The organism is Alloyangia pacifica, assembly GCF_020524285.1.
Taxonomy (GTDB): domain Bacteria; phylum Pseudomonadota; class Alphaproteobacteria; order Rhodobacterales; family Rhodobacteraceae; genus Salipiger; species Salipiger pacificus_B.
In genome coordinates, this window is record NZ_JAIVKX010000018.1 from 137645 (window position 1) to 163814 (window position 26170).

At 68.3% G+C, this 26170-nt stretch carries 21 protein-coding genes; 15 read left to right on the forward strand and 6 right to left on the reverse strand.

What is annotated here, in order from left to right:
• Positions 1-7 precede the first annotated feature (7 nt).
• The 5 genes from LC039_RS22165 to LC039_RS22185 are packed head-to-tail and all read left to right on the forward strand — an operon-like array spanning position 8 to position 5888.
• Entirely contained in the window at positions 8-958 is a 951-nt protein-coding gene (locus LC039_RS22165; protein WP_226628339.1) for an ABC transporter permease, read from the forward strand.
• Positions 951-1769: an ABC transporter permease gene (locus LC039_RS22170; protein ID WP_226628341.1), complete on the forward strand. Its 819-nt coding sequence runs from the start codon at positions 951-953 to the stop codon at positions 1767-1769. The genes LC039_RS22165 and LC039_RS22170 overlap by 8 nt, the downstream gene beginning before the upstream one ends.
• Complete coding sequence (locus LC039_RS22175) at positions 1769-3457, forward strand: dipeptide ABC transporter ATP-binding protein (protein ID WP_226628343.1); 1689 nt, start codon at positions 1769-1771, stop codon at positions 3455-3457. Before LC039_RS22170 ends, LC039_RS22175 begins: the two co-directional genes overlap by 1 nt.
• Complete coding sequence (locus tag LC039_RS22180) at positions 3454-4677, forward strand: M20 family metallopeptidase (RefSeq protein ID WP_226628345.1); 1224 nt, start codon at positions 3454-3456, stop codon at positions 4675-4677. The genes LC039_RS22175 and LC039_RS22180 overlap by 4 nt, the downstream gene beginning before the upstream one ends.
• Positions 4674-5888, forward strand: a complete 1215-nt coding sequence (locus tag LC039_RS22185) for a M24 family metallopeptidase (protein ID WP_226628346.1) — start codon at positions 4674-4676, stop codon at positions 5886-5888. The genes LC039_RS22180 and LC039_RS22185 overlap by 4 nt, the downstream gene beginning before the upstream one ends.
• Positions 5889-6002: 114 nt before the next feature.
• Here LC039_RS22185 and LC039_RS22190 read toward each other — a convergent pair whose 3' ends face one another.
• Entirely contained in the window at positions 6003-6923 is a 921-nt protein-coding gene (locus LC039_RS22190) for a LysR family transcriptional regulator (RefSeq protein WP_226628347.1), read from the reverse strand.
• Between the two features lie 172 nt (positions 6924-7095).
• Here LC039_RS22190 and xdhA point away from each other — a divergent pair, with 172 nt between their 5' ends.
• The 6 genes from xdhA to LC039_RS22220 all read left to right on the forward strand — a co-directional run bounded on the left by xdhA (position 7096) and on the right by LC039_RS22220 (position 15837).
• Complete coding sequence (gene xdhA, locus LC039_RS22195) at positions 7096-8547, forward strand: xanthine dehydrogenase small subunit (protein ID WP_226628348.1); 1452 nt, start codon at positions 7096-7098, stop codon at positions 8545-8547.
• 12 nt (positions 8548-8559) lie between these two features.
• Entirely contained in the window at positions 8560-10884 is a 2325-nt protein-coding gene (gene xdhB, locus LC039_RS22200; RefSeq protein ID WP_226628349.1) for a xanthine dehydrogenase molybdopterin binding subunit, read from the forward strand.
• Positions 10881-11708 (forward strand): xanthine dehydrogenase accessory protein XdhC, encoded by an 828-nt coding sequence (gene xdhC / locus LC039_RS22205; protein WP_226628350.1) that lies wholly within the window; start codon positions 10881-10883, stop codon positions 11706-11708. Before xdhB ends, xdhC begins: the two co-directional genes overlap by 4 nt.
• A gap of 67 nt (positions 11709-11775) precedes the next feature.
• Positions 11776-13359: a xanthine/uracil/vitamin C permease gene (locus LC039_RS22210; protein ID WP_226628351.1), complete on the forward strand. Its 1584-nt coding sequence runs from the start codon at positions 11776-11778 to the stop codon at positions 13357-13359.
• A gap of 90 nt (positions 13360-13449) precedes the next feature.
• Complete coding sequence (gene guaD / locus LC039_RS22215; RefSeq protein ID WP_226628352.1) at positions 13450-14787, forward strand: guanine deaminase; 1338 nt, start codon at positions 13450-13452, stop codon at positions 14785-14787.
• 174 nt (positions 14788-14961) lie between these two features.
• The gene (locus LC039_RS22220) at positions 14962-15837 is read left to right on the forward strand and encodes a bifunctional allantoicase/(S)-ureidoglycine aminohydrolase (protein ID WP_226628354.1); all 876 of its coding nucleotides are present in this window, start codon (positions 14962-14964) and stop codon (positions 15835-15837) included.
• Here LC039_RS22220 and bhcR read toward each other — a convergent pair.
• Positions 15818-16660: an HTH-type transcriptional regulator BhcR gene (gene bhcR, locus LC039_RS22225; protein WP_226628356.1), complete on the reverse strand. Its 843-nt coding sequence runs from the start codon at positions 16658-16660 to the stop codon at positions 15818-15820. The genes LC039_RS22220 and bhcR overlap by 20 nt on opposite strands.
• 168 nt (positions 16661-16828) lie before the next feature.
• Here bhcR and bhcA point away from each other — a divergent pair, with 168 nt between their 5' ends.
• The 4 genes from bhcA (at position 16829) to bhcD (ending at position 21231) form a co-directional block, all read left to right on the forward strand.
• The gene (gene bhcA / locus LC039_RS22230) at positions 16829-18019 is read left to right on the forward strand and encodes an L-aspartate--glyoxylate aminotransferase BhcA (protein ID WP_226628357.1); all 1191 of its coding nucleotides are present in this window, start codon (positions 16829-16831) and stop codon (positions 18017-18019) included.
• The gene (gene bhcB, locus LC039_RS22235; protein WP_226628359.1) at positions 18019-18990 is read left to right on the forward strand and encodes a beta-hydroxyaspartate dehydratase BhcB; all 972 of its coding nucleotides are present in this window, start codon (positions 18019-18021) and stop codon (positions 18988-18990) included. The genes bhcA and bhcB overlap by 1 nt, the downstream gene beginning before the upstream one ends.
• A gap of 3 nt (positions 18991-18993) precedes the next feature.
• A complete protein-coding gene (gene bhcC / locus LC039_RS22240) occupies positions 18994-20157 on the forward strand; it encodes a 3-hydroxy-D-aspartate aldolase BhcC (protein WP_226628360.1) in 1164 nt (387 codons plus the stop codon).
• 108 nt (positions 20158-20265) lie between these two features.
• Complete coding sequence (bhcD, locus tag LC039_RS22245) at positions 20266-21231, forward strand: iminosuccinate reductase BhcD (protein WP_226628361.1); 966 nt, start codon at positions 20266-20268, stop codon at positions 21229-21231.
• Positions 21232-21629: 398 nt separating this feature from the next.
• Here bhcD and LC039_RS22250 read toward each other — a convergent pair whose 3' ends face one another.
• The 4 genes from LC039_RS22250 to LC039_RS22265 form a co-directional block, all read right to left on the reverse strand.
• Positions 21630-23093, reverse strand: a complete 1464-nt coding sequence (locus tag LC039_RS22250; RefSeq protein WP_226628362.1) for a uracil-xanthine permease family protein — start codon at positions 23091-23093, stop codon at positions 21630-21632.
• Positions 23094-23145: 52 nt separating this feature from the next.
• The gene (locus LC039_RS22255) at positions 23146-23634 is read right to left on the reverse strand and encodes an ureidoglycolate lyase (protein ID WP_092431454.1); all 489 of its coding nucleotides are present in this window, start codon (positions 23632-23634) and stop codon (positions 23146-23148) included.
• The gene (puuE, locus tag LC039_RS22260; RefSeq protein ID WP_226628363.1) at positions 23631-25067 is read right to left on the reverse strand and encodes an allantoinase PuuE; all 1437 of its coding nucleotides are present in this window, start codon (positions 25065-25067) and stop codon (positions 23631-23633) included. The genes LC039_RS22255 and puuE overlap by 4 nt, the downstream gene beginning before the upstream one ends.
• 124 nt (positions 25068-25191) lie before the next feature.
• Positions 25192-26127, reverse strand: coding sequence for a LysR family transcriptional regulator (locus LC039_RS22265; RefSeq protein WP_226628364.1), 936 nt, complete (start codon positions 26125-26127; stop codon positions 25192-25194).
• Positions 26128-26170: the final 43 nt, after the last annotated feature.

Sequence of the window (26170 nt, forward strand, 5' to 3'; positions counted from 1 at the left end):
AAGCCCAGTGAGTCTCGCCTACTTCCTACGCCGCCTCGGCGCGGTGCTGGTGGTGCTGTGCATCGTCAGCATCGCCGTCTTCGCCATCACCACGATCCTGCCCGGCAACGCTGCGCTGATGATCCTCGGAGAGAATGCCTCTGCCGAGAACCTCGCGGCGCTCGAGCGCCAACTCGGGCTCGATCGACCGCTTCCCGTCCAGTACCTGCATTGGGTCAGCGGGGTCTTGCATGGCGATTTCGGCACGTCGCTCCGGTTGCAGCTTCCCGTTGCGCAGGTCGTGGGCGAGGCTTTCTGGAATTCCATGTCGCTTGCGCTGATCGCCCTCGTGGGCGTCACGCTGATCGCGATCCCGCTCGGAACGCTCGCGGCCCTGCGCCGCGGCACCGCCTGGGATCTCGGCATCGGCCTGATCTCCTACGTCGGCACGGCGTTGCCGGAATTCGTCACGGCGACCCTGCTGCTGGTGTTCTTTGCCGACCCGGTGCGCCAGCTTCTGCCGGCCGGCGGCTTCGTCTCGCCGGTGGAGGACTTCGGCGGCTTCGTCGAGCACGCGATCCTTCCGGCGGTGACGCTGGGGCTGATCCTGATGGCGCATATCTCGCGCCAGGTGCGCTCGGAGCTGTCGGAGGTCCTGGCCTCCGACTACGTCCGCGCCGCCCGTCTCAAGGGCGTTCCCGAGGGCCGGGTGATCCGCCGCCACGCCCTGCCCAACTCGCTGGCCCCGGCCGTGGCGGTGATCTCGCTCGACATCGGCTACCTGCTGGGCGGCATCATCGTGGTCGAGGAGATCTTCGCCTGGCCCGGCCTCGGCCGGCTGCTGATCTACGCCTTGCAGAACCGCGATCTGCCGGTGATCCAGGCGGTCACCCTGCTGCTCGCGGTGGTCTATGCCCTTTCCAACCTGCTGGCCGACATCGTCATCGCCAAGCTCGATCCGCGGGTGCGCTATGCGTAAAATCCTGAAATCCCCAACCGGGCTCATCGGCACACTGCTGCTTGCGCTGGTGCTCTTCGTGACGATCTTCGGCCCGTGGATCACCCCCTACGACCCGCAGGCCTTCGACGCCCGCGCCCGGCTCGAGGGCCCCAGCCTCGCGCATTGGCTCGGCACCGATCAATATGGTCGCGACCTGCTGTCCCGGCTGCTGAGCGGCGCGCCCGCCACAGTCGCCTTCGGGCTGGGTGCTACGGTGCTCGGCGTCGGCGTCGGCTCGGTCATCGGCGTGATCGCCGGGGTCGCCGGCGGCCGCACCGACAGTGTCATCATGCGGGTGCTCGACGGCATGCTGGCCATGCCCGAACTGCTGTTCACGCTGCTGATCGTCACCTTCCTCGGTGGCGGCACAACCCAGGCCATGCTGGCCGTCGCGGTCACCTTCACCCCCGGCATGGCGCGCATTTCGCGCAGCGCCGTGCTGTCCGTGCGGACCCGCGAATACGTTCTGGCGGCGCAGGCCCGCGGCGAGAGCGGCGCCTGGATCGTCGGGCGCGAGGTCCTGCCCAACGCGCTGGGGCCGATCATCGTCGAGGCGACCATCCGCGTCAGCTTCGCGATCATGATCGGCGCGACGCTGGGCTTTCTCGGGCTGGGCGCACAGCCGCCCTCGACCGAGTGGGGCCTGATGGTCGCCGAAGCCCGGCAGTTCATGTTCCGCAATCCTTGGTGCGTCGCCGTTCCCGGCCTGGCCATCGCCGTGACCGCGCTGGGGTTCAACCTGTTCGGCGACGCCCTGCGCGACGCCTTTGACCCGAAACGAGGCCACTGATGAGCTCCCGCATCCGTACCGATGGCCCGACGCCGGTGATCGAGCCCCCGGTGCTCGACGTCCGCAACTACTCCATGGCCTACGACACCGAGACCGGCACCACCACCGCGCTCGACGATGTCTCGCTGATGATCTGGCGCGGCGAGACGCACGCGCTGGTCGGGGAAAGCGGCTCGGGCAAATCGACGCTCGCCTGGGCGATCACCCGCTACATGGCCGAGAACGCCCGCGACACCGGCGGCGCCATCCTGCTGTCGGGCGAAGACATGATCGGCAAAGGCCGGTCCGAGCTGGAAGCCCTGCGCGGGCGGCGCATCGCCATGGTCTTCCAGGACCCGTCGTCGTCGCTCAACCCCGCGATGCGGCTCGGCGAGCAGCTCGCCGAGGTCCTCATCCGGCACCGCGGCATGAGCCACGACGAGGCGCTGCGCGAGAGCGAGGCGGCGCTGGCCCGCACCGGCATCGCCAAGCCCGCCGAGATGATGCAGCGCTACCCGCACGAGGCCTCGGGCGGCGAGAAGCAGCGCGTGGTCATCGCCACGGCCTTCGCCTGCAACCCCGAGCTCATCATCTTCGACGAGCCGACCACCGCGCTCGATATCCTCACCGCCAACCAGATCCTCGACCTCTTCGTGCAACTGCGCGAGGAAACCGGGGTGGCCGCCCTCTACATCACGCATGACCTCGGTCTGGTTGCGCGGATCGCCAAGACGGTCTCGGTGATCCACAAGGGCAAGATCGTCGAAAGCGGCGTGCTGGAAGATGTCTTCGCGGCCCCCGCGCACCCCTATACGCAAAAGCTGCTCGCGGCGCTGCCGCGGCCCGAAGACCGGCTCGCCCTGCCCGCGCCGCAGGATCCGGCACCGCTCTTCGAGGCGCGCGACGTCGGCGTGCAGTACAATGCCCCCGGCTGGCTGACACGGCTGCTCGACAAGACGGCGGCGCCGCATTGGGGCGCGCGGGGCATCAGCCTCGACGTGCGCCCGGGCGAGCTGGTGGGCATCGTCGGCGAGAGCGGATCGGGCAAATCGACGATCGCCAAGGCGGCGACCGGGCTGAACCCCTTCGAGGGGGAAATCCGTTTCGACGGCCGCAGCTTCGCCGCGCGCGAGGCGTTCGACCGGCCCTACCGGCGGGACGTGCAGATCATCTTCCAGCACCCGGATTCGAGCCTGAACCCGCGCGAGACCATCGGCGGCATCCTCTCGCGCCCGCTGAAGCTCTACAACCTCGCGCCCCGCGGCGAAATCGCTGCACGGGTCCGCGAGCTGCTCGAAATGGTGCTGCTGCCGGCCGACTACGCGACCCGCTACCCGCACCAGCTCTCCGGCGGTGAAAAGCAGCGCGTGGCCATCGCCCGCGCCTTTGCCGCCGAACCGCGCCTGGTGATCTGCGACGAGATCACCGCGGCTCTCGACGTGTCGGTCCAGGCCGCGGTCGCACGGCTGCTGATCGATCTGCAGCGGCGCTCCGGCGCGGCCTGCATCTTCATCACCCATGATCTCAACCTGATCCGCCAGCTCGCGCATCGCATCGTGGTGTTCCAGCGCGGCGCGCTGGTGGATGCCTTCGACGTCGCGGATGCCGAGTCCCCCGACCGCCACCCCTACACCCGTGCCCTGCTCGATGCGGTCCCCGTCCCGCACCGGCCCGAGACACCGGGCCTGCACATGGAGCCCCGCACATGACCGACCCCAAGACCCTGGCGGAGAACATCGACACCTCCGCCTGCCTGTCCCGGCTGGCCGAGATGGTGCAGCACAAGAGCTATTCCGAGACCCCGGGCGAACGGGTGCTGGCCGCGCGCATGGTCGAGATCATGCAGGAGATCGGCCTCGACGAGGCCTACCTGATGCCGGTCGAGGGCGACCGGGTGAACGCCATCGGCATCTGGCGCGGCACCGGCGGCGGGAAGAGCCTGCTGTTCAACGGCCACCTCGACACCAACCCGGCCACCGAGGGCTGGACCGTCGATCCCTGGGAAGGCAAGATCGACGAGTCCTTCATCTACGGCATCGGCGTGTCGAACATGAAGGCCGGCGACGCCGCCTACCTCTGCGCCGTCGAGACGCTGATCCGCAATGGCGTGCGGCTGAAGGGCGATGTCATCCTGACCTTCGTGATCGGCGAATTGCAGGGCGGCGTCGGCACGCTGGCGGCGGTCAATGCCGGGCTGCGCGCCGATTACTTCATCAACTCCGAACCCTCGGACCTGCAGGCGGTCACGATGCATGCCTGTGCCTTCACCTTCGTGGTGGAACTCGAGGGCATCACCCGGCACCTGTCGAAGCGCGAAGAGGCGGTGGACGCGATCCTCGCCGCCTGCGAGCTCGTTCCCGAGTTGACCGCGCTGACCTTCTCGGACGCCCCGAGCGAGGCGCACCGCGCCATCAACCGCGTGCACGTGGGGGTGATGCACGGCGCGCTCGGTCGCGATCTGCATGAGTGGCGCCCGCCGCAGGTGGCCGATTTCGTGCGGCTGAAAGGCTCGGGCCGCTACGGTCCGGGCCAGACGGAAGAGACTGCGCTGGCCGACATCCGCGCGGTGCTGGACCGTCTCGTGGCACGCCGCCCCGGGCTCAAGGCCACGGTCCGCACCGAGGCTTCCGAAGGCCGCCCGATCATGCCCGCCTTCGAGGTCGCGCCCGACAGCCGCATCGTCACGGCGCTCAACGCGGCCTACGAAAGCGTGCGCGGCACGGCCCAGCCCACCGGTCCGATCACCCCGACGGGCTTTTTCGGAACCGACGCGGGCCATCTCTATGCGCACGGCGGCATGGAGGGCGTGGTCTGCGGGCCCGGCGGCAAGTTCAACACCATGCCCGACGAGCGGGTGGAGATCGAGGACTACCTTGACTGCATCCGCATCTACCTCATGACCATCTGCGATATATGCGACATCACATGACCGACCTCGCGACCGAATTCACCGGGCACAGCGCCAATGGCGCCGTCAATCTCCGTTTTCCGGAAAGCGAATACCGCGCCCGTCTCGCACGCACCCGCGCGCTGCTGGCCGAGCGCGGTCTCGACGCGCTGCTGGTCTTCGCCCAGGAGAGCCACTTCTATCTCACCGGTTTCGACACCGCCGGCTACGTGTTCTTCCAGGTCGGCATCGTCACCGCGTCGGAGGGCCTCCTGACCCTGCTCACCCGGACCCCGGACAAGCGCCAGGCCGAGGTGAACTCGCTCTATGACGACGTGCGCATCTGGCTCAACGCCGAGGGCGCGGATCCGGCGCAGGATCTGCGCACGCTGCTCGAGGAGATGGGCCTTCGGGGCGGAAAGGTCGGCGTGGAATATGCGACCTACGGGCTGACCGCCGCCAACGGTCGCTCGGTGGATGCCGCGCTGGAGGGGGTCTGCGCGCTGGAGGATGCCTCGGACATCGTGCGTGGTCAGCGGCTGGTGAAATCTCCCATGGAGCTCGACTACACCCGCGCCGCGGGCCGTCTGGCCGATGCCGCCACCCTCGCGGCGATCGAGGCGGCGCGTCCCGGCGCCTTCGATACCGCGCTTTCGGGGGCGGCGGTCACCGCGATGCTGGGCGCCGGGGCCGACATGCCCTCGGGCGGTCCGCTGGTGAACGTCGGCCCGCGCGCCCTGTTCGGCCGAGGCATCGGCGGCCCGCGCAGCATCGAGCAGGACGACCAGGTCCTGATCGAACTCGCCGGCTCCGCCTGCCGCTACCACGTGGTGATCGAGCACACGGTCTCGGTCGGCCGTACCGACCCCCGGCAGGTCAGCCAGATGGGCGTCGCAATCGAGGCGCTCGAGCGCATCAAGGAGGCGGCCGTGCCGGGCGAACGGCTGGGCACCCTGGATGACATCCACCGAAGCGTTCTCGACGGCGCGGGTTTCCAGAAGGCGCGCTACGCCGCCTGCGGCTACGCGCTTGGCTGCACGTTCAAACCGACGTGGATGGACGTGCCGCCGATGATCTACAGCGGCAACCCGCTGGTGCTGGCGCCGGGCATGGTGTTCTTCGTGCACATCATGATCCCCGACACCGAAACCGGCCTCGTCGCCGGCGTCGGCCAGACCTTTGCGATCGGTGAGGACGGTCACGGTGTGGAGACCTTCAGCACGCTGCCGCTGCAGCTCTGGCAGGCCGGCTGACCCCCAGGGTCGGAGCGGACAGAGTGACGCGCCGCGCCTCGGGCGACGCGTCCGGGGCTGGGCGCCCTTGTCCCGCCCGTTGACCGTGTGCCGCCCGGCGGACCCATCGGGCTGTCATTGCGCGGCCTCCATGCCCGCTATCACCGTCTTCACCGCGTCCGCCATGTGGTCGACGAAAAGCCTGATCTTCGGGTCCTGCAGCTTCCGGTGCGGGAACAGGCAGCCCAGGGTCGAGGGTAGCGGCGGCGTGTCCGGCAGAACCTCGATCAACGCGCCGCTGCGCAGGTGCTGCGCGACCTCGAGCCGAGGTCGGTTGACGATGCCCTGACCATCCAGCGCCCAACGGGTCAACACGTCGCCGTCGTCGGCGTCGAAGGGGCCTTCCACCTCCAGCCGCCGCAGGCCGGTGGCGGTCTGGAGTTGCCAGAAATACTCGGGCGAGCGGGGATAGCGCAGCAGCAGGCAGTTGTGCCGCCCGCCGAGCAGTTCCTCGGGCGTTGCCGGCATCCCGCGAGTCTCGAGGTAGGCAGGTGCGGCGCAAAGCACGCGCGGGCAATCGTAAATGTGCCGTAGCTTGAAGTTGGAATCCTTCGGCACGCCGAGAAAGAAGGCCACGTCGAGCCGCTCACCCATCATGTCGACCAGCCGGTCCGACAGGCGCATCTGCACCTGCACCTCCGGGTATCTTTCGGTGAAGGCGGGCACCAGCGGCGCGATGATCCGCCGCCCGATCCCGAGCGGCGCCGTCACCCGCAGTGCGCCGCGCGGCGTCTCCGAGAAGTTCGCCACCACCGCCTCGGCCTCGTCCACCGAGGCCAACACCGTCCGCGCCTGCTCGTAGAACACCCGCCCGACCTCGGTCGGGGTGATCGAGCGGGTGGTGCGGTTGAACAGGCGCACACCGAGGCGCCCTTCCAGCTCCTTGATCCGCTTGCTCGCCACCGCCGGCGTCAGGCGCAGGTCGCGCCCGCCCGAGGTGATGCTGCCAAGCTCGACCACCCGGACGAAGACCCGCAGGCTTTCAATGTATTGCATCGCTCCGCTCCTCGGCCGCTGATCGTCCCGCCCCGGCATACTACGGCCCGCGACAGATTATTATCAACGTTCCGTATAAAGTCCTTGGCGAAACCACGCGTATTCATTGAGAGTGCCTTCCGCTAGCGTCCGCTCCGAAGACCCAGACACATGCTCAGCCACGGAGGGATGCATGACGCACCGGAGCGAGATCCGTTTTCTGCTCAACGGACGGGCGGTGAGCCTGCCCGAGGTCCCGGCCACCCAGACCCTGCTCGACTTCCTGCGGCTCGATCGCCGGCTCACCGGCACCAAGGAAGGCTGCGCCGAGGGCGACTGCGGCGCCTGCACCGTGCTCGTCGGCCGCCTGCACGAGGGCGACTTGCGCTACGAGGCGGTCAACGCCTGCATTCGCTTCACCGCCTCGCTCGATGGCTGCCACGTGGTGACGATCGAGCATCTTTCGGGCCCGGATGGCGCGCTGCACCCGGTGCAGCGGGCGATGGTCGAGCATCACGGCGCGCAATGCGGGTTCTGCACGCCCGGCATCGTCATGTCGCTCTACGCGCTCTGGATGCAGACCCCGCAGCCGACCGAGACGCAGGTCGAGACCGCGCTGCAGGGCAACCTCTGCCGCTGCACCGGCTACGCGCCGATCATCCGCACCGCCGTTGCGGTGAGCGCCCACGGTACGCCCGAGGCGGACCACCTGGTGCAGGAGCGGGCCCGGGTGACGGCGCAGCTCGAGGCACTGACGGACGGGCGCCGGGTCGAGACGGGCCCCGAGGACAACCGCGCCATTCTGCCCGCCGATCTGGACGATTTCGCCGAGGCCTATGCCGCGCATCCGCAGGCGACGGTGATCGCGGGCTCCACCGATGTGGGCCTTTGGGTGACCAAGTTCCTGCGCCCGATCTCGCCCGCGATCTTCATCGCGCATCTGCCCGAGTTGAAGGCGGTCGAGGTCGGCGACGGTGCGATCACCCTCGGCGCCGGTGTCAGCTATTCCGAACTGCAGCCGCTGATCGCCGCGCATCTGCCGCATCTCGCCGAGTACTGGGACCGCATCGCCGGCTGGCAGGTGCGCAATATGGGCACGATCGGCGGCAATATCGCCAATGGCTCGCCCATCGGCGACACGCCCCCGGTGCTGATCGCGCTCGGTGCCGAGGTGACCGTGCGCCACGGTGCCGCCCGCCGGAGCCTGCCGCTGGAGGCGTTCTTCATCGATTACGGCAAGCAGGACCGCAGCCCCGGCGAATTCGTCGAGAGCATCCGCATCCCCCTGCCCCCGGCGGCAACCCGCTGCGCCGCCTACAAGATCTCCAAGCGCCGCGACGAGGACATCTCGGCGGTCGCCGCCGGGATCAGCGTCACCGTCGAAGGCGGAGTGATCCGCGATACCCGCATCGCGCTTGGCGGCATGGCGGCCACGCCGAAGCGCGCCGCCAAGGCCGAGGCCGCGCTGCTGGGCCAGCCCTGGAGCGAGGCCAGCTTTGCCGCCGCCGCCCGCGCCATGGCCGAGGATTTCGCCCCGCTCAGCGACTGGCGGGCCAGCGCCGACTACCGGATGCGCGTCGCGCAGAACCTGTTGCGGCGGTTCTTTCTCGAACAGGATGGCCAGCCCGTCCGCCTGAGCGCCTGAGGGAGGAGAGACATGAAACACCAGCCCAACATCCGCGGCGCGGTTCACGAGGATCGCCAGCACGACAGCGCGATCAAGCACGTGCGCGGCCTTGCCGAATACACCGACGACATCGCCGAACCCATCGGGACGCTGCACGCCTATCTCGGGGTCTCTTCGGTGGCCCATGCCACACTGAAGGGGCTCGACCTTTCCGACGTGCGCGCCGCCCCCGGCGTGGTCGACGTGCTCACCGCCGCCGACATTCCCGGGCACAATGACATCAGCCCCACCGGGCGCGGCGATGAGCCGGTCTTCCCAACCGAGAAGATCGAGTTTCACGGCCAGCCGCTCTTTGCGGTGATCGCCGAGACCCGCGACGCCGCCCGCCGGGCCGCCGCGCTTGCCAAGGTCGAGGCCGAGGTGCTGCCCCATGCGCTGGACCCGATCGCGGCGCAGGCGGCAGGCTATCCGCATATCACCGACCCGCTGAAGCTAGAGCGGGGCGAGGTGGAGGCCGCGATGCGCACCGCCCCGCACCGGCTGCAGGGGCGGCTCTCAGTGGGCGGGCAGGACCACATGTACCTCGAGGGGCAGATCGCCTTTGCCCTGCCCGGCGAGGATGACGACGTGATCGTGCATTGCTCGACCCAGCACCCGAGCGAGGCGCAGCACATGGTGGCGCATGTCTTGGGCGTGCCGAGCAATGCCGTGGTGGTCAACGTGCGGCGCATGGGCGGGGGCTTTGGCGGCAAGGAAAGCCAGATGAACCTCTTTGCGGTGGTCGCGGCCATGGCCGCCAAGCGGCTGAACCACCCGGTGAAGATCCGCCCCGACCGCGATCAGGACATGACCGCCACCGGCAAGCGCCACGACTTCGTAATCGACTATGACGTGGCATTCGACGGCGCGGGCCGCATCCGCGCGGTGGACGGCAATTTTGCCGCGCGCTGCGGCTGGTCCTCGGATCTGTCGGGCCCGGTCACCGACCGCGCGCTGTTCCACGCCGACAACGCCTATTTCTACCCGCACGTCCGGCTGCAAAGCCGCCCGATGAAGACCAACACCGTCTCGAACACCGCCTTCCGCGGCTTCGGCGGGCCGCAGGGCGTGGTCGCCGCCGAGCGGATGATCGAAGAGATCGCCTATGCGCTCGGCAAGGACCCGCTGGAGGTGCGCAAGGCCAACTTCTATGGCGATGCGCACGACGGCCGGAACCTGACCCCCTACCACCAGGAGGTCACCGACAACATCATCGGTCGCGTCGTCTCGGAGCTGGAGGAGAGCTGCGCCTACCAGCAGCGCCGCCGGGACATCCTCGCGTTCAACGCGCAGGGCGGCGTGCTGCGCAAGGGGATCGCGCTGACCCCGGTGAAGTTCGGCATCTCGTTCACCGCGACCCACTACAACCAGGCAGGCGCGCTGATCCACGTCTACTCGGACGGCTCGGTGCACCTCAACCACGGCGGCACCGAGATGGGCCAGGGGCTCAACACCAAAGTGGCGCAGGTGGTGGCCGACGCCTTCCAGGTGGACTTCGAGCGCATCAAGATCACCCGCACCACCACCGAGAAGGTGCCGAACACCTCCGCCACCGCCGCTTCGTCGGGCTCGGATCTCAACGGCATGGCGGCGCTGGATGCCGCCGATCAGATCAAGGCACGGCTGGTCGACTTTGCCGCCGGACATTGGGGCGTGCGCCCCGAAGAGCTGCGCTTTGTGCCGGGCCATCTGCAGGTGGGCGCGCAACTGCTGCCGTGGGAGCAGGTGATCAAGGCCGCCTACATGGCGCGCGTGCATCTTTCGGCGGCAGGGTTCTACAAGACGCCCGACATCCATTGGGATCGCGCGGCGGGCAAGGGGCGGCCCTTCTACTACTTCGCCTATGGCGCGTCCTGCTCGGAGGTCACCATCGACACGCTGACCGGCGAGTACCGCGTCGAGCGCACCGATATTCTGCACGACGTCGGACGCTCGCTGAACCCGGTGCTCGACCGCGGGCAGGTCGAAGGGGCCTTTGTTCAGGGCATGGGCTGGCTGACCACCGAAGAGCTGTGGTGGGACGACAAGGGCGCGCTGCGCACCCATGCGCCCTCGACCTACAAGATCCCGCTCGCCTCGGACCGGCCGCGCGTGTTCAACGTGAACCTCGCCGAATGGTCGCAGAACCGCGAGCGCACAATCAAGCGCAGCAAGGCCGTGGGCGAGCCGCCCTTCATGCTGGGCATCTCGGTCTTTGAGGCGCTGTCGATGGCGGTCGCCAGCGTCGCCGACTACCGCGAATGCCCGCGCCTCGACGCCCCCGCGACGCCGGAGCGCGTGCTGATGGCGGTCGAGCGGCTGGCGGGGCGGTCATGACCTCTCTCGACGCCTTCCTGAGCGCGCCAGGGCCGGTCGCACGGGTCCGGCTGGCACGGGTGCGCGGCTCCTCGCCGCGCGAGGCAGGATGCGAGATGTATGTCAGCGAGACCTCCCGCCATGGCACCATCGGCGGCGGCCAGCTCGAACACCGGGCCATCGCCGCCGCGCGGGCGCTGCTGGCGCGGGGTGACCTGGCGCAGACGCTGGACGTGCCGCTCGGCCCCGAGATCGGGCAATGCTGCGGCGGGCGGGTCGAGGTCACGCTGAGCCGCATGAGCGCAACCGACCGGCACGCGGCGCGGGCACGGGCGGCAGAGGAGGCCGCCGCTCTGCCGATGGTGCAGGTCCATGGTGCGGGCCACGTGGGCCGAGCGCTGGCGGATCTGCTGCAGCTCCTACCGGTGCGCTGCGTTCTGATCGACAGCCGCGCCGAGGAGCTGGCGCTAAGCGCCGCGCGGGTGGAAACCCGTCTCACCCCCCTGCCCGAGATCGAGATCGCCATGGCCCCGCCGGGCAGCGCCTTCATCGTGCTGACCCATGACCACGCGCTCGACTTTCTCTGCGCCTCGGCGGCGCTGCAGCGCGACGACGCGCGCTACGTCGGGCTGATCGGCTCGGCCACCAAGCGCGAGAAGTTCCGTCGCTTCGCGCGGGACGAGTGCGACGGGCTGGAGACCCACGCGCTCACCTGCCCGATCGGCGCGCAGGGCAGCCGCGACAAACGCCCCGAGGTGATCGCCGCCTTCGTGGTGGCCGAGGTACTCACCGCCCTCACCAGCCAGCACGGCGCGGCGCAGCCCATGGCCTTCGCCGCCGAGTAACCCCCGCGACCGCCCGAAGAGGAGCGGGCGCCGCGGGACCATCGCAAGCAACCCGAGGAGATCCCACATGCGGGAAGGGAGTTACGACTACAGGCTGTTCTCACGCAGCGATTTCAGTGCTTTCTGGGCGCTGTTCACTGATAACCTGATCAACCTGATGGTGCTGGCGGGCGTCTGCCAGTTCGTCTTCGGCATGCCTGCCGAGATCGTCTATGGCCGTATCCTGCCCGGCGCGGCGGTGGCGATCCTGTCGGGTGTCGCGGCCTATGTCGTGCTGGCCAAACGCGCCGCCGCGCGGCACGGGCGCGATGTCACCGCCCTGCCCTACGGCATCTCGACGCCGGTGATGTTCGTCTATCTCTTCGGCGTCATCGGCCCGATCTACTGGGCCACGAACGATCCCATTCTGGCCTGGCAGGTCGGCATCGGCGCGGGCTTCATGGGCGGCATCGTCGCCGCGCTCGGCGCCATCGTCGGGCCGTGGCTGAAGCGGGTCACCCCGCGCGCCGGGATGCTTGGCACGCTCTGCGGCATCGCGCTGGTGTTCATCGGCACCGTGCCGCTGGCCACCGTCTTCGAGCAGCCCTACGTCGGCTTCGCCTCGATGATCATCATCCTCTGGGGGCTCGTCGGACGCTTCCGCCTGCCGTTCAACATCCCCGCGGGCCTGCTGGCGCTGTTCGTCGGCACCGCCGTCGCCTTCAGCATCGGCGAAGCGCGGATCAGCCTCGAGGGCACCGGCTTCTATCCGCCGCTGCCCTACGTCGGCGACCTGATTGCGGGCATCCGGCACCTCTTTGCCAACCCCGAACTGTTCCTCGTACTGGTGCCGGTACAGATCTACAATTTCATCGAGACGATGAACAACGTCGAGAGCGCCGAAAGCGCCGGGGATCACTACCCGGTCGGCGTGTGCCAGATCACCGACGGGCTCGGCACGATGATCGGCGCGGTCTTCGGCTCGCCCTTCCCCACCACCGCCTACATCGGCCACCCGGCCTACAAGCGCATGGGCGCGCATGCGGGCTACATCATCGGCATTGCCGTGGTGATCCCGCTGGCCGCCTTCCTCGGCTTGCTGGCCTTTCTCAACAACCTGATCCCCGAGGCTGCCGCCGCGCCGGTGCTGGTCTTCGTGGCGCTGAGCCTGATCACCAACACCGCCCACTGCGTGAAGCCTGCGCATATGGCCGCCGTGACGATCGCCATGATGCCGCATGTGTCCTCCTTCCTGATGATCAAATGGGGGGCGCTGATGGGCGCGCTGCAGGCAACCGGCGCCGAGGGCCTGCAGCGGCTTGGCGACGAGGCGCTGACCGCGGCGCTGCTGCAGCAGGGCGCGCATTTCGCCGGCCACCAGTCGCTGAGCCAGGGGGCGATCCTGACCGGCCTGATCTGGGGCGCCATCGTCGCCAGCGTGATCGACGGAAGGTTCCGCAACGCCGGAGGCTTCGCGCTGGCCGCCGCGCTGATGTCGCTGGTGGGGATCATCCACGGCGCCAGCCTGCACTGGCCCGCGCTTGGCCCGGTGTCGGCCGGATACCTGATCGCCGCCGCCTTCCTCTACATCTACCCGCTCTTCCACCGCGAGGGCGCGACGCAAAACGAGACCGTGGTGGTCGAGGAGCCGCCTGCCGCGCCCGCGGAGTGATCCGGGCAGAGGCATCCTCACCCCACCGGCGCGGGCCGCATCCCGGCCCGCGCCCCTTTCTTCCCCGACAACTCCCCGAAAGGTGCCCCCATGAAGACCGACCAAGTGCTCCTGCGCGGACGCATCCTCAGTTTCACCGCCGAACCGCAGGGCCCCGAGGACCAAGCCGCCTATCGCTACATCGAGGATGGGGCGATCCTGATCGCGGGCGGGATCATTCGCGGCACCGGCAGCTTCGCGCAACTCTCGCGACAGGCGCCGAGCGTGCCGGTGGTGGACCACCGCCCGCACCTGCTGATGCCGGGGTTCATCGACACCCACATCCATTTCCCGCAGGTGCAGGTCATTGCCTCCTGGGGGGCGCAACTGCTCGACTGGCTGAACAGCTACACCTTCCCCGAAGAGACCCGTTTCGCCGACCCCGCGCACGCAGACGCCATGGCCGACTGGTTCATGGGCCAGCTTTGCGCGCATGGCACCACAACCGCGGTCGCCTACGCCTCGGTCCACGAAGCTTCGGCTGAGGCGTTCTTCACTGCAGCCGCGCGTCGCGACATGCGGATGATCACCGGCAAGGTGATGATGGACCGCAACGCCCCCGTGGCGCTGCGCGACACGCCGCAATCGGGCTATGACGCGACCAAGCGGCTGATCGCCCGCTGGCACGGCAAGGGCCGCGCCAGCTACGCCATCACCCCGCGCTTCGCCATCACTTCGAGCCCCGAGCAGATGGAGATGGCCGGCGCGCTCGCCGCCGAGCACCCCGAGTGCTACGTGCAGACCCACCTGTCCGAGAACCGCGACGAGATCGCCTATACGCTGAGCCTCTACCCCGAGGCGCCCGACTACCTCGGTGTCTACGAGCGCTACGGCCTGCTCGGCCCCGGGGCGCTGCTGGGCCATTCCATCCATCTCAAGCCGCGCGAGATCGACCTTCTGGCGGAGACCGGTGCCAAGCCGGTGTTCTGCCCGACCTCGAACCTCTTCCTCGGCAGCGGGCTTTTCGACGATGCCGGCCTGCGCGGGCGCGGGATCACGAATGCCATCGCGACGGACGTCGGCGCGGGCACCAGCTACTCGATGCTGCAGACGCTGAACGAGGCCTACAAGGTGCTGCAATTGCAGGGCCAGAAGCTGCACCCGCTGCGCGCCTTCCACTGGATCACCCGCGGCAACGCCGTGGCGCTGGGGCTGGAGGACAAGATCGGCACGCTGGAGCCGGGCACCGAGGCGGACATCGTGGTGGTCGACTCCTCGGCCACCGAGCCCATGGCGCTGCGCATGCAGCGGGCCGGGACGCTGAGCGAGGAGCTCTTCGTGCTGCAGATGCTGGGCGACGATCGCGCCGTGGCCGAGACCTATGTGGCGGGCGTACCGCAGAAGCAGGGCAGACACGCCGCACAGGTGCCGGAGTTGCAGCCGGCCTGAGGCGGCTAAGCTGTCCCGCAGGTCAGGGCAACGAGAGCAATCTTTCCAGTCAAACCGAAAGGACGGCAAAGATTATCTTGGAATTCAAGAAAGTGTTTTAGCCTCCCGCCCTGTCGCCCCCGGCGCGGCCGCCACCCATAGTAGATGCAAAGACCCCTCCGACCGGAGCCACGAATGACCACCAACTACTACGCCCCCACCGGCGGCCACCCGCCCCAGAGCCAGCTGCTGACCGACCGCGCTGTGTTCACCGATGCCTATGCGGTGATCCCCAAGGGCACGATGCGCGACATCGTCACCAGCTTCCTGCCGTTCTGGGAGGACACCCGCCTCTGGGTGCTGTCGCGGCCGCTCAGCGGCTTTGCCGAGACCTTCTCGCAGTACATCATGGAAGTGCAGCCCGGCGGCGGCTCGGACCACCCCGAAACCGACGCGGGCGCCGAGGGCGTGCTCTTCGTCGTCGAGGGCGAGGCCACGCTCACCGTCGAGGGCGAGAGCCATGTGCTGCGCGAGGGCGGCTACGCCTTCCTGCCGCCCGCCACGCTCTGGACCCTGCGCAACAAGGGCGCCGAGACCCTGCGCTTCCACTGGATCCGCAAGGCCTACGAGGCGGTGCCCGGCCTGCCCCACCCCGAGGTGATCATCGCCAACGAGCAGGACATCGCCCCCACCCCGATGCCCGGCACCGATGGCAAATGGGCCACCACCCGCTTTGTCGACCCGAGCGACCTGCGCCACGACATGCATGTCACCGTCGTCACCTTCGAGCCCGGCGCTGTGATCCCCTTTGCCGAAACCCACGTGATGGAACACGGGCTTTACGTGCTCGAGGGCAAGGCGGTCTACCGGCTCAACCAGGATTGGGTCGAGGTCGAAGCGGGCGATTACATGTGGCTGCGCGCCTTCTGCCCGCAGGCCTGCTACGCGGGCGGTCCGGGCCGCTTCCGCTACCTGCTCTACAAGGACGTGAACCGGCACATGGCGCTGCGCCCCTCCGGCGCGGCGCAGCCCATGGGCGCGCCGAAAAAGGTCAGCGCTCCGGCCGTCTGATCCCGCCGATCGCCGCCGAAAGCTCCCGGGCCGCGCGCATGACCGCGCGGCCCGTCTCGTCTGTCGTGTCCTCGCGCATGCGGATCGTCGGGCCGGACACGGAGATCCCCGCCACCGCCTCGCCCGAGGTATCGAAGACCGCGGCCGCGATGCAACGCATCCCGAGGTTCTTCTCCTCCGCGTCGATGGAATAGCCCCGCGCCCGGATCGCCGCGAGGTCGGCGCGCAGCGCCCCGGGCTCGGCCAGAGTGTGTTCGGTGAACCGCTCCATCTTCCGCACCAGCAGTTTCTCCAGCCGCTCTCCGGCCATCTCGGCCAGCAGCGCCTTGCCGATGCCCGAGGCATGCAGCGGCGACAGCGTGCCCGGCGGGAAGAAGGCGCGGATGCTCTCATGCGTCTCGACCTGGCTGACGAACAGCACCGAGGCCTCGCGCACGATGCCGAGGTTCGCGGTCTCTCCGGTCTCTTCCATCAGCCCGCGCAGGATCGGCCGCGCCCGCTCGACGAGGCTGGTGCGGCGCAGGAAGCGCGCGCCGATGACAAAGGATTGCGGACCGACGTGCCAGAGCTGCTCGGCGGGGTCGAACTCGACCAGCCGCCGCCCTTCGAGGGTGACGAGGATGCGGTAGACCGTCGCCGGGGACTGCTTCAGATCGCCCGCCAGTTCCGAGAGCGTCAGCCCGGAATGGGTGCTCAGGTAATCGAGCACCTCCATCGCTCGGTCGAGCGACTTGATGGTGTTCTGCGCGCTGTTGTCCTCCCAGCCGCGCGGCCTGCCACGGGCGCGGCGCGGGCTGGTTTCGGCATCTTTCGGAGAATCCATCAAATCTCTTTCGTTCAACTTGAAAGCGAAATTCACGATATGAAAAAATCAAGCATTTGACAACGCGTGATTTTCCAAAACTTCTCATTTTTGAAAAACGATTTCAAAAAAATTTCCTGTACCGGGAACCCCGGCTACGGTGCCTCTCAGCGACCAGAGGAGGTGGCCATGAGCTTTCAGAACCCCGTTTTCATCCCGGGCCCGACCAATATCCCCGAGAGCCTGCGCAAGGCCTGCGACATGCCGACGATCGACCATCGCTCGCCGCTGTTCGGGCAGATCCTGCACCCGGCGCGCGAGGGCGTGCGCCGCGTGCTGCAGAGCGCCAGCGCCGAGGTCTTCATCTTTCCCGCGACCGGCACCGGCGGCTGGGAGACGGCGCTGAGCAACACGCTCTCGCCCGGCGACACCGTGCTGGCGGCGCGCAACGGCATGTTCAGCCACCGCTGGATCGACATGTGCCAGCGCCACGGGCTGACCGTCGAGATCGTCGAGACCCCCTGGGGAGAGGGCCTGCCCGCGCAGCGCTACGCCGAGATCCTCGCCGCGGACAAGTCCCATCGGATCAAGGCGGTGCTCGCCACCCACAACGAGACCGCCACAGGCGTGCGCTCGGACATCGCCGCGGTGCGCCGCGCGCTCGATGAGGCGGGCCACCCGGCGCTGCTGTTCGTCGACGGCGTCAGCTCGATCGCCTCGATGGACTTCCGGTTCGACGACTGGGGCGTCGACTGCGCCGTCACCGGCTCGCAGAAGGGTTTCATGCTGCCGCCGGGTCTCGCCATCGTGGGCTTCAGCGACAAGGCCATGGCGGCGACGCAAACCGCGAAACTGCCGCGCACCTTCTTCGACGTGACCGACATGGCCAAGGGCTATGCCAACAACGCCTATCCCTACACCCCGGCCGTCGGCCTGCTGAACGGGCTGAACGAGTCCTGCCGGATGCTGCTGGACGAGGGGCTGGAGAATGTCTTCGCCCGTCATAACCGAATTGCCGAGGGGGTGCGCGCCGCGGTGCGCGCCTGGGGGCTGGAGCTCTGCGCAGTCTCGCCCGAGGTCTACTCGGACACGGTCAGCGCGATCCGCACGCCGGAAGGGTTCAACGCCACCGACATCGTCAGTCGTGCGGCGCAGACCTACGGCGTCGCCTTCGGCACCGGGCTCGGCGAGGTTGCCGGAAAAGTGTTCCGCATCGGGCATCTGGGCAGCCTCACCGACGTCATGACCCTCTCCGGCCTTGCCTGCGCCGAGATGTGCATGAAGGATCTGGGGCTCGACATCACGCTCGGCTCGGGCGTCGCCGCGGCGCAGGACTTCTACCGCGCCACCCCCGCGCTGACCCGGAAGGAGGCCGCGTGATGAAGGATATCGCGCTGAACATCCCCACCTATGACGACATGCTGGCGGCCCACGCCCGCATCGCACCGCACATCCATCGCACCCCGGTGCTGACCTCGTCCTTCCTGAACGAGCTCACCGGCGCGCAGCTCTTCTTCAAGTGCGAAAACTTCCAGAAGGCCGGGGCCTTCAAGGTGCGCGGGGCCTCCAACGCGGTCTTCGGCCTCACCGATGCCGAGGCGGCGCGGGGCGTCTGCACCCACAGTTCCGGCAACCATGCGCTGTCGCTGAGCTACGCCGCCGGGCGCCGCGGCATCCCCTGCAACGTGGTCATGCCGCGCACCGCGCCGCAGGCCAAGAAGGACGCGGTGCGCGGCTACGGCGGCATCATCACCGAATGCGAGCCCTCCACCTCGTCCCGCGAGGCGGTGTTTGCCGAGGTCCAGGCGGCCACGGGCGGCGATTTCGTCCACCCCTACAACGACCCTCGCGTCATTGCAGGGCAAGGCACCTGTTCGCGCGAGTTCATGGAGCAGACGGACGGTCTGGACATGGTCGTCGCCCCGATCGGCGGCGGCGGGATGATCTCGGGAACCTGCCTGACGCTTTCCACGCTGGCCCCCGAGGTGAAGGTCATCGCCGCCGAGCCAGAGCAGGCCGACGACGCCTACCGCAGCTTCAAGGCCGGGCACATCATCGCCGATGACGCGCCCGAGACCGTCGCCGACGGGCTGAAGGTGCCGCTCAAGGACCTGACGTGGCATTTCGTCTCTAACCATGTGAGCGACATTCTCACCGCGTCTGAAGACGAAATCATCGACGCGATGAAGCTGATCTGGAAGCGCATGAAGATCGTGATGGAGCCGAGCAGCGCCGTGCCGCTTGCCACCATCCTCAAGAACCGGGACCGTTTCGCCTGCAAGCGCGTCGGTCTCATCATCACCGGCGGCAATGTCGATCTCGACCGCCTGCCCTGGACGCAAGGAGCCTGAGCCATGAACGCACCCGTGACTTTCGACCAACTCGAGGTGGGCTATGACGTGCCGGCGCTGCCCGGCATGAACGCGTCGGACATCCAGACGCCCTGCCTCGTGCTCGATCTCGATGCGCTCGAGCGCAACATCCGCAAGATGGGCGACTACGCCCGCGCCCACAACATGCGCCACCGCGTGCACGGCAAGATGCACAAATCGGTGGACGTGGCGAAGCTGCAGATGCGGCTCGGCGGGGCCATCGGCGTGTGTTGCCAGAAGGTGTCCGAGGCCGAGGTCTTCGTGCGCGGCGGCATCACCGACGTGCTGGTGTCGAACCAGGTGCGCGATCCGCGCAAGATCGACCGCCTCGCCCGCCTGCCCAAGCTCGGCGCACGCGTCATTGTCTGCGTCGACGATCTCGCCAACGTGGCCGAGCTGTCGGAGGCGGCGCGGCACCACGGCGCCACGCTCGAATGCTTCGTCGAGATCGACTGCGGCGCCGGCCGCTGCGGCGTGACCACCGCCGCGGCGGTGGTGGAGATCGCGCAGGCCATCGCCGCCGCCGAAGGCCTCAAGTTCACCGGCATCCAGGCCTACCAGGGCGCGATGCAACACCTCGACAGCTACGAGGCGCGGCGCGAGAAACTGGCCGTCGCCATCGCACAGGTCGAAGACGCCGTGGCGGCGCTGGAGGCGGCGGGTCTGAAGCCCGAACTGGTCTCGGGCGGCGGCACCGGCAGCTACTATTTCGAGAGCAACTCGGGCGTCTACAACGAGCTTCAGTGCGGCTCCTACGCCTTCATGGATGCCGATTACGGCCGCATCCGCGACAAGGACGGCAACCGCATCGACAACGGCGAGTGGGAAAACGCCTTCTTCATTCTCACGCAGGTGATGAGCCACGCCAAATCCGACAAGGCGATCTGCGACGCAGGCCTCAAGGCGCAGTCGGTCGACAGCGGCCTGCCGGTGATACACGGGCGCACCGACGTGGAATACGTCAAATGCTCGGACGAGCACGGTGTGATCGCCGACCCAAGCGGCGTGCTGAAGGTCGGCGAGAAGCTCAAGCTGGTGCCGGGCCATTGCGATCCCACTGCCAACGTCCACGATTGGTACGTCGGCGTGCGCGGCGGCAAGGTCGAGGCGCTCTGGCCGGTCTCCGCGCGCGGCAAGGCGTACTGAAACCCCCATTTTCCGTTGCCCCTGCCCGGACCGAGGTCCGGGCACGCCTCGCCCGCGCGCTCTCTTGTCCCGGCGCGCGGGCGTATTTTCTTTGAAAGGAGAGCCCTGATGCTCATCGTTCCCGAACGCGAGATCGCCGACCTGATGACCCGCGAGGCCGCCTTTGCCGCGGTCGAGAAGGTGTTTGCCGCCATGGCCGCCGACGACGCCTACAATTTCCCCGTGGTGCGTGAGGCCATCGGCCATGAAGACGCGCTCTACGGCTTCAAGGGCGGCTTCGACCGCGCCGGCCTGACGCTGGGGCTGAAGGCCGGGGGTTACTGGCCGAACAACCTCGAAAAGCGCGGCATCATCAACCACCAGTCGACGGTCTTCCTCTTCGATCCCGACACTGGCAAGGCCAGGGCGATGGTTGGCGGCAACCTGCTGACCGCGCTGCGCACCGCCGCCGCCTCCTCGGTCTCGATCCGCCACCTCGCGCGCGAGGACGCGCGGGTGATCGGCATGGTCGGCGCGGGCCACCAGGCCACCTTCCAGTTGCGCGCCGCGCTCGAGCAGCGCGAGTTCGACAAGGTCATCGGCTGGAACCTGCACCCCGAGATGCTGCCCAACCTCGAAAAGGTGGCCGCCGAGGCGGGCGTGCCCTTCGAGGCGGTTGATCTGCCGGGCCTGCGCGCGGCCGACGTGATCATCTCGATCACCTCGTCGTTCGAAGCGATCCTCAAACCCGAGCATGTCTCGCCCGGCACCCATATCGCCTGCATGGGCACCGATACGACGGGCAAGCAGGAGGTCTCTGCGGCGCTGCTCGCCAAGGCCACGGTGTTCACCGACGAGGTGGCGCAATCGGTCTCGATTGGCGAGGCGCAGCACGCGGTGGCGCAGGGGCTGATCGACGAGAGCGCCATCACCCAGCTTGGCGCGGTGATCAATGGCGCGCATCCGGGGCGCGCTTCGGCGGAAGAGATCACCCTCTTCGACGGCACCGGCGTGGGCCTGCAGGATCTCGCGGTCGCCGCGGCGGTGGTCGATCTGGCGGTCGAGAAGGGCATCGCAATCGAGGTCGATTTCTGACGCCAGCGTTCTTCTGGAGACGCCAAGGGCGGAGGCAAAAGCCTCCGCCCTTTCTCTTTGACCAGCCAATAGGTGCAACGCGCGCAGGGTGCGCCTGCCCGCGGGAGGGCGCTCCGCGCCATGAGGTCATCGCTTCATCCTGAACCGGGTCCGGATACCCCCAATCCCTACGCAAGGATGACAAAGCGCCAGCCCGCCGGGACGGCGTCGTCCATAGGGCTCGAACCGATAGCGCTCCGATGAACGCCCGCTCACCCAGCGGCCATCGGCCTTGTTTCCGGGCCAGTTGCGCGCCGCTCACCGGCAAGGAGTGCAGAACCAATCATCCAAAAGGCCATCAAAGCAAACGGCGCGCCCCCGAAGGGACGCGCCGCAGCTTCCACCAAGGGTTGATCGGGTCAGACCCTCTCGCCGCGCGGCTCCTCTCCGCGATGGCCGGCGAGGCCGCCCGAGACCTCTTCGGTGGATTCCTCGGCCAGTTCCTCCGGCAGCACGAGGTTGAGCACGATAGCGATCAGCGCCGCGGGCAGGATCCCAGAAGCCCCGAGGATGCGCAGCGTGTCGGGCAGGTGCTGCAGCGCATTGGGTGCGCCCGGCGCCACGTTCAGCACCTCGAGCTGCAGCCCCAGGCCGATGGACAGCGCGACGGCGAAGATCACCATGTTGCGGCGCGTCCAGTCCACGTCGGACAGCATCGACACGCCCGAGGCCACGACCATGCCGAACATCACGATGACGCCGCCGCCCAGCACCTCGATCGGCACGGTGCGGATCACCCCGCCGACCTTGGGCACCAGCCCGCAGACGATCAGGAAGATCGCGCCGATGGTCACCACGTGGCGGCTCATCACGCCGGTCATGGCGATCAGCCCGACGTTCTGGCTGAACGAGGTGTTCGGAAAGCCGCCGAAGAGGCCCGCGATGGCCGTGCCGACGCCGTCGGCATAGGTGGCGCCGGCGATCTCGCGATCGGTGGCCTCGCGGCCCGCGCCGCCCTTGGTGATGCCCGAAACGTCGCCGACCGTCTCGACCGCCGAGACGAAGGCCATCAGGCAGAAGCCGATGATCGAGGCCACCGAGAACTCGATCCCGTAGCGGAACGGCTGCGGCAGCGAGAAGGCGGCGGCGTTCTGCCAGGAGGCGGTGATCGCGTCGACCGAGAGCAGCCCGGCGAAGATCGCGTAGGCATAGCCGACGAGAATGCCGACCAGCACCGCCGAGATGCTCAGCATGCCGCGGGCGAAGAACTTCAGCCCCAGCGTCACCACCAGCACCACCAGCGCCGCCGACCAGCTCAGCCAGGAGCCGTAGCTCTCGGCACCGCTGGCCTTGGCCGGCACGCCGCCGGCCGCGTATTCGATACCCACCTTGACCAGCGCGAGGCCGATCATCGTCACCACGAGGCCGGTGACCAACGGCGGCAGGGCAAAGCGGATGCGCCCGATCACCGTGCCGAGCAGCGCGTGGAAGAGGCCGCCCACCACGACGCCGCCGAACATGGCGGCGAGACCGTCCACGCCCTTGCCCGCGACCAGCGGGATCATGATCGGAATGAAGGCAAAGGAGGTGCCCTGCACGATCGGCAGCGCCGCACCGACGGGGCCGACGGTTATCGTCTGCAGGAGCGTCGCGACGCCGGCGAACAGCAGCGACATCTGGATGAGGTAGAGCAGCTCCGGGAAATCCGGGCTGTTCGAGCCGAAACCGAAGCCCGCCGCGCCGGCGACGATGATCGCCGGCGTCACGTTCGAGACGAACATCGCCAGCACGTGCTGGATGCCGAGCGGGATCGCCGTCTGCAGGGCGGGGGTGAAATTGGGATCGCGCAATTGCTCGGGCGTTCCGATACGGGTGTCGGTCATGTCTGGGTCAGCTCCCTGTTGAGGCGCAGGGCCGGTCTTGCTGCCGGCGTCCTCACGCGGTGGCGTGAACGAGGTAGGGCTCTTCGAACCAATGCTCCTCGAGGTTGGGCCCCGCGCCGATCCGGTCGATCACGGCAAAGAGCCCGGGCGCGTAGAGCGGGGTCAGCACCCCGTGCCACGTGCCACGATGAAAGTTGATGCCCTGCCCTGCGCGGGTCAGGAAGGCGCGGGGCGTGCCGGGGCGGCCACCTTCGTCAGGGGCGACCACCACCAGAAACGGGTCATGGCTCATCGGCACGAAGGCCTGGCTGCCCTGCGGATGTCGCTCGACCATCTCGAGGCGCAGCGGCAGGCTGCGCGGCTCGGCCTTGAACAGGCTGATCCCGGCGCGGCCGTCGAGAACGTCGAGCGTGGCGAGGTCGTGGAAACGTCCGCACAGCCCCTGGTTGATGATCCGGTCGGGCGCGCCTTCGGCCTCCAGCACCTCGCCATAGGGGGCGAAGGCTCCGGCGGTCAGCGGCGCGGCGTCGATCCGGCTCATGCGCCCAGCTTGTCCAGCAGGCGCAGCTCGGCGATGCGTTCGACCTGACGGCAGGCCTCGGCAAACTCGGTGGGACGGTCGTTCTCGATCCGGCGTCGGAAGGCCGCCATGATCGAGGCCTTGTCGTTGTCGCGCACGGCGATGATGAAGGGGAAGCCGAATTTCTCGGTATAGGCCGCGTTCAGCTCGGTGAAGGCGGCGCGCTCGGTGTCGGTCAGCGCGTCCAGCCCCGCGCCCGCCTGCTCGGCGGTCGACTCCGCCGTCAGCCGCCTCGCCTGCGCCAGCTTGCCCGCGAGGTCTGGGTGGGCCGTCAGCACCGACAGTCGCTTTTCATCGGGGGCCGCGCGGAACACCCGAGCCAGCGCCGAATGAACGCCGCGGGCGGTGTCATGGGTTTCGCCCAGTTCCAGCGCATGCGCGCCCTCGGCGATCCACGGGCTGTGCTCGAAGACGCCGCCGAAGGCTTCTATGAAGCTGCCGCGGTCCAACTCGGACGGGCGCGGACCTGTCGGCGCGGGGTGCTCCGCCGCCCAGTGATCGGCGATCTGCGCACGGGTGGCGAACCAGACCCCCTCGTGGGCGGCCATATGCGCCAGTACCCGCTTCAGCGCCGCAACCCGCCCCGGGCGACCGACCAGGCGGCAATGCAGCCCGATCGACAGCATCTTCGGAGCGCCCGCCACGCCCTCTTCGTAGAGCGTGTCGAAACTGTCGCGCAGGTAGCTCTCGAACTGGTCGCCGGAGTTGAATCCCTGCGGCGAAGCGAAGCGCATGTCATTGGCGTCTAGCGTGTAGGGCACGATCAGCTGGTCCTTGCCCGCGATCCGGCTCCAATAAGGCAGATCGTCGGCGTAGCTTTCGGCGATATAGGCGAAATCGCCCTCCTCGGCCGCCAGTTGCACGGTGTTCATCGAGCAGCGCCCGGTGTACCAGCCGCGCGGCGGCGCGCCGGTGACAAGGGTGTGCAGGCGGATCGCCTCGCGGATCTGCGCACGCTCCTCTGCCTCGGGCATGTCCTTGTGCTCGACCCACTTCAGCCCGTGCGAGGCGATCTCCCACCCGGCGCGTTGCATGGCCGCGACCTGCTCGGGGGCGCGGGCTAGCGCGGTGGCGACGCCGTAGACCGTGACGGGGATGTCCTTCAGCAGCCGGTGCAGCCGCCAGAAGCCGGCGCGGGCGCCGTATTCGTAGATCGACTCCATGTTCCAGTGGCGCTGGCCCGGCCACTGCGCCGCCCCGACGATTTCCGACAGAAAGGCTTCGGAGGCGGCATCGCCGTGCAGGATGTTGTTCTCGCCGCCCTCTTCGTAGTTGAGGACGATCTGCACCGCGATCTTCGCGCCGTTCGGCCAGTTGGCGGCGGGCGGGGTCTCGCCGTATCCGGTCATGTCACGGGGGTAGCGGCGGGCGGTGATCGGGCTGTGCAGCGTCATGGGGGACGGGCTCCTTCGGTGTTGCCTCCGGGTCATCCCCAACGTGTAATCCGGATAATGCCGGATGATTTTCAATTTATGTTTGAAGCTGCCTCAACCAGCTTGCGCGGAGCGCGGCACGTCCCTAGCGCCCGCTTTCCGCCGCCCGCTGCTCGGCCTGCCGGATCGCGGCGCCGACGCGGTCGGTGACGTAGTCCATGAACAGGCGCGTCTTGGGGTCCTGTCCCCTGCGGTGGGTGAAGAGGCAGGCCATCTGGATCGGCTCGGGCGGCGTGGCCTCGGCCACCGGCACCAGCCGGCCGCTGCGCAGGTATTCGGCCACCTCGAAGACCGGCTTCAGCGCGATCCCCTCCCCCGCCAGCGCCCAGTCGGTCAGCACGTCGCCGTCATCGGATTCGTAGCGCCCCGCCACGGCAAAGCGCTTCGGGCCATCGGGCGTGCGCAGCCGCCACTGGAACTCGGTGGCGCCGGGAAAGCGCAGATTGAGGCACTCGTGGCGATGCGCGACCAGCGCCTCGCCGGACACCGGGTTGCCACGCCGCGCGATGTAATCGGGCGAGGCGCAGAGCACCCGCGTCACGTCGGCGATCTTGCGCAGGCGCAGCGTGCTGTCCTCGGGCGTTCCGAGGAAGAAAGCCAGGTCCAGCCCCTCGGTCGTCAGGTCCACCTTGCGGTCCGACAGGCGCAGGCGGATCTGCACCTCCGGGTATTGCTTGAGAAACCCCGGCACATGCGGCGCGATCAACCGCCTTCCGACGCCGAGAGGTGCCGCTACGTAGAGCGAGCCCTTCGGGTTGTCGGTGAGCTGTGCCACCTGTGCCTCGGCCGCCTCCAGAACCTCGAGCACCTCGCGCGCGCCGCCGTAGAAGGCCCGCCCCTGCTCGGTCGGGGTGAGGTTGCGCGTGGTGCGCTGGAACAGCCGCACGTTGAGATGCTCCTCGAGCTGCGAGATCCGCGCCGAGGTTACCGCCGGCGAGATGCGCAGATCGCGGCCTGCGGCGGACATGCTGCCCAACTCGTAGACACGGACGAAGGTGCGGATATTGTCGAGGTAGGACATTCTTTGGAAAATCTTGAAACTGCTTGGTTTGGCCCGGAGATAG